This is a genomic window from Bartonella sp. CR84HXZ, from assembly GCF_042194535.1.
In the GTDB taxonomy this organism is placed as follows: Bacteria; Pseudomonadota; Alphaproteobacteria; order Rhizobiales; family Rhizobiaceae; genus Bartonella; species Bartonella grahamii.
Map to the genome: position 1 here is coordinate 1 of NZ_JBHIMY010000044.1, position 4,198 is coordinate 4,198.

Sequence of the window (4,198 nt, forward strand, 5' to 3'; positions counted from 1 at the left end):
AATATTGCCGGCGCCTTGCATGAGCTTGGTTCTTCCAAGAATATTCTCAGCATTGTCTCGTCGATGTTGACAGCAGGTTTAACCAGCCAAATAACGGAAATGGCAGGTGTTGGACAATCTTTGCCAAAAACCGCTCCTTTTGTCGATCGCATTGCCCTTGAAGCGAAAAAGAACCTGATCAAAGCCGCCATTGGCACGAGCGTTCAAACGGCTCTTGAAGGCGGCTCTCTTGACAAGAACTTTTTTAACAATCTGCGCATCGCCCTGTCTGATATGGTTGGCAAATCGTTGGCGGAAGAAATCGGCACCGCCAAGGCAGAAGGCAAAATAGACACGGTCACACAAATCGTTGCCCATGCTGGTCTTGGCTGTTTAAAAGGCGCGGTTGCGAGCGGCGCTTGCTCTGCCGGTGCTGTGGGCGGGGCTGTGGGTGAAGCCACAGCCATGCTCCAGTTTCAATTGTGGGTGCAAGGCATTGTGAAAGAGGAAATGGGGGATCTTAATGGTCGCACCCCAACTCCGGAAGAGGAAGCGCGTATAAACGCAAAGATTGATGCGCAGTTTGCTGACTTTAGAGACCACACCATTGATGTTGCACGGGCTGCTGGGGGCGTTGCCGCTGCCATTGTCGGTGGCAATGTTGATGCCGGCGCCGATGCCGCAGGTAATGCCGCTGCAAATAACTACCTCAGCAGTGCGCAACAAGCTCAGATGGAGAAAGAATTAAAGGAGTGTCCTGACCTTTTATGTGAAGCAGCAGTGTCTGCGAAGTGGTCTGCGATTAGTACAGGGCAAGATATAAGCTTTGGGGCTGGTATAGTAGCTGGTGTACCGGCTGAAATATACGATACGGTTGATGGTTTTTTCCAAATAGCCAAACATCCCGAAGAGACTTTGAAAGCGCTCAAAGATTTTTTCAGCAGTGGTGAGATTTTGGCGACAATTGGTCGGACCCTTGGACAGTCCTATGTAGATCGCATTAATAAAATGGAGGAGGAATATGAGCGAGCCGGTGCTGGTGGATCCTTTAAAGCTGGACTTGAATTTGGAAAATTATTGACTGAAACAGCATCCCTAATGACAGGAGTTGCTGGAGCAGCCAAGGGAGCCATAAAGCTTGGCGAAAAGGCTTGGATTAAATTCATTGCTAGGAAAGATTTTGCCCAATTCGCTTCCAAGAAAAATCTTGCAGAACTTGCAGCTCAAGGAGATCCTGACAAACTAGCTGCTAGGAAAGAACTAACTAAACTCGCTGCTAAAGAAAAAAAGCTTTGGTTAAAAAAGAAACCCACTAAATTTACCGATAGCAAATTTGGACAGACCTACACAGTTTATCGGAGAGACGATTTGTTTGATCCTAACAGAATTTCTTACTGGATGGTAAAAGGGGAAAAAGTGTGGGGCACTAATATTGATAGAATGAAAGCAAGAAGAGCACCTATAGGATATGATGGTAAGTCTGTTGAGTTGCATCACCTAAATCAAACCCCTGATGGACCCTTAGCAGAAATGAGCCATGAATTTCATAAAAAATATACTTCTGTTATTCATGCTAATCCAAAAACACATCAATCGCTCATAGAGAGAAAAAAGTTTGATAAGCAGAGAGAGGAATATTGGTATAAACTTGCTAATGGGTATGGAGAACAAAAAAACAGTAATTTAGGAGGAATAATCGATATGAAATGGGGCATTATAGGTCTAGATTTTAACAGATGGGGACAGGAGCACCGGCAGTAATGCTCTACGATTGATGAAAAGAGAAAAAACAGAGACTTATAAAATAATTTATGGAGAATAATTGATGAAAACCTATACCTTAGATGATGTTGCAGTCTTAATTGATAAGGTTAATAAATATGATGATGATATTATCAATTTTGGTACTGAAAAAAATGCGGTTGATGATCTTGTGATTGAAAAGGCAGAGAAAGCTTTGGATTTAAAATTCACATCGTCTTACAAAGTTTTTTTAAAAAAATATGTAGGAGGGGAAATTGGTGGTGAAGAAATTTATAGCCTTTATGGAGATTGTGGGGAAGGTATTCCTGCTGGTGATATTGTTTACCAAAACTTACTCGATAGAAAAGATGGTTTTGCGACACCAGAACAGCTCGTTGTGAGTTATGATCTTGATGAAACCTTTTATTTTGATTATACGCAGTTTCGGGATGGAGAATGCCCACTTTATGTCAGGCTTCCATCTGAAGATTGCGAATATTACGCCAGTAATTTTTATGAATTCCTTTGTAAAAGAATTAAAGTACACGCGGGAGAAGAGATACCTGATGGTGACCAACCGATTGAAAAGATTGAGAACACTCCCACTCCGCAACCCGTACCTTTTTACAAGAGTTTTTGGAAAAAACTATGGAAGAGGTGAAATTGATAGAGGAAATATGGAGCGTTTATAACGCAAGTTTTGAGGATCATCTATGAAAACCTATACCTTAGATGATGTTGCAGTATTAATTGATAAAGTGAATAAATATGATGATGAGATTATCAATTTGGGTACTGCAGAAAATGCAGTTGATGATCTACTGATTGAAAAGGCGGAGAAAGCTCTCGGTTTACAATTTACATCTTCTTATAAGAGTTTTTTAAAAAATTATAAAGGAGGAGAAATTGGAGGTTATGAAATCTGTAGCGTTTATAGGGATTGTGGAATAGGTATTGCTGCTGGTGATATTGTTTTCCGCAACTTAAATAATAGAAAAAGGGGTTTTGCGACACCAGAACAGCTTATCGTAAGTAGAACAGATTTTGGTGAGACTTTTTACTTTGATTATACGCAGTTTCGGGATGGTGAATGCCCACTTTATGTCATGCTTCCATCTGAAGATTGCGAATATTACGCTAGCAATTTTTATGAATTCCTTTGTAAAAGAATTAAAGAAAGCGCGGGAGAAGAGATACCTGATGGTGATCAACCGATTGAAAAGATTGAGCACACCCCCACTCCGCAACCTATCCCTTTTTACAAGAGTTTTTGGAAAAAACTATGGAAGAGGTGAAATTGATAGAGGAAATATGGAGCGTTTATAACGCACGTTTTGAGGTTTATTTATGAAAACTTATACTTTAGATGATGTTGCACAATTAGTTGATAAATATAGTGATATTATTAATTTTGGTTCTGCAGAGGATGCTCCTGATGATGTATGGATAAAGAGAGCTGAAGAAACTCTAGGTTTGCAATTCACATCTTCTTACAAGAGTTTTTTAAAAAATTACGGAGGAGGAGAAATTGGTTGCGAGGAAATTTTTAGCATTTATGGTGTAGACTTTGAAACTGTTTATGGTGGTGACATTGTCTATAATCGCTTAACAGAAATGAAAAATGGTTTAGCAAAATCACAGCAGCTTGTTGTCAGTAGAACTGATTTTGGTGAGACATTTTACTTTGATTACTCTCAGTTTCAGGATGGTGAATGTCCGCTCTATTTTGAGGTAATATCTGGAGATCCCCTTTATTATGCAAGTAATTTTTATGAATTTCTCTGTAAAAGAATTAAGGACCATGCAGGGGAAGATTCATGAAAACCTATACCTTAGCTGATGTTGCAGAGTTGGTTGAGAAATATAGTGATATTGTTGATTTTGGCACTGCAGAGGATGCACCTGATGATATATTGATTGAAAAGGCTGAGAGAACTCTTGGTTTACAATTCACATCCTCCTACAAAAGTTTTTTAAAAAATTATGGAGGAGGAGAAATTGGAGGTTATGAAATTTTTAGCATTTATAACGCAAGTTTTGAAGATAATCCTGCTGGTGATATTGTTTATTATCACTTAACAGATATAAAAAATGGTTTAGCAAAACCACAGCAGCTTGTTGTCAATAGAACAGATTTTGGTGAGACATTTTACTTTGATTATACTCAGTTTCAGGATGGTGAATGCCCACTTTACGTCGAGATTCCATCTGGAGCGTCACATTATTATGCAAGTAATTTTTATGAATTTCTCTGTAAAAGAATTATGGAACATGCTGGGGGGTAATGACGATTCAAACCAAAGACGCAACAGAGATTTTAAAAAAAGTTGGTTGGGAGCCCCATCGCGATGAAATGGGTGATATGTTTGCTTATTATCACCTCCCCGATCGCATAGTGTGTATTCATTATGGTGTCATAGATTATGGACGGGATAGCGGAAGATTGTGGGTTTCTGTCAGTCTTACTACTGCTGCT

General features: G+C 39.6%; 6 protein-coding genes. All 6 read left to right on the top strand.

Annotated features, from left to right (window positions below):
- The coding region (locus ACFIKD_RS08885) for an HNH/ENDO VII family nuclease (protein ID WP_375647816.1) at nt 1–1,740 on the top strand (1,740 nt) is incomplete at its 5' end.
- Between the two features lie 64 nt (nt 1,741–1,804).
- A complete protein-coding gene (locus ACFIKD_RS08890; protein ID WP_375647817.1) occupies nt 1,805–2,383 on the top strand; it encodes an SMI1/KNR4 family protein in 579 nt (192 codons plus the stop codon).
- A 52-nt stretch (nt 2,384–2,435) separates the two neighbouring features.
- On the top strand, nt 2,436–3,017 hold the full coding sequence (locus tag ACFIKD_RS08895; RefSeq protein ID WP_375647818.1) for an SMI1/KNR4 family protein: 582 nt from the start codon (nt 2,436–2,438) through the stop codon (nt 3,015–3,017).
- 52 nt (nt 3,018–3,069) lie between these two features.
- The gene (locus tag ACFIKD_RS08900; protein ID WP_375640714.1) at nt 3,070–3,543 is read left to right on the top strand and encodes an SMI1/KNR4 family protein; all 474 of its coding nucleotides are present in this window, start codon (nt 3,070–3,072) and stop codon (nt 3,541–3,543) included.
- Nucleotides 3,540–4,007: an SMI1/KNR4 family protein gene (locus ACFIKD_RS08905; protein WP_015856770.1), complete on the top strand. Its 468-nt coding sequence runs from the start codon at nt 3,540–3,542 to the stop codon at nt 4,005–4,007. Before ACFIKD_RS08900 ends, ACFIKD_RS08905 begins: the two co-directional genes overlap by 4 nt.
- Nucleotides 4,008–4,012: 5 nt before the next feature.
- The coding region (locus ACFIKD_RS08910; RefSeq protein ID WP_375647820.1) for a DUF6990 domain-containing protein at nt 4,013–4,198 on the top strand (186 nt) is incomplete at its 3' end.

What these genes read in the sequence shown, in the direction of transcription:
- ACFIKD_RS08890 (WP_375647817.1), top strand. Translation starts at nt 1,805, where the DNA reads ATGAAAACCTATACCTTAGATGATGTTGCAGTCTTAATTGATAAGGTT.
- ACFIKD_RS08895 (WP_375647818.1), top strand. Translation starts at nt 2,436, where the DNA reads ATGAAAACCTATACCTTAGATGATGTTGCAGTATTAATTGATAAAGTG.
- ACFIKD_RS08900 (WP_375640714.1), top strand. Translation starts at nt 3,070, where the DNA reads ATGAAAACTTATACTTTAGATGATGTTGCACAATTAGTTGATAAATAT.
- ACFIKD_RS08905 (WP_015856770.1), top strand. Translation starts at nt 3,540, where the DNA reads ATGAAAACCTATACCTTAGCTGATGTTGCAGAGTTGGTTGAGAAATAT.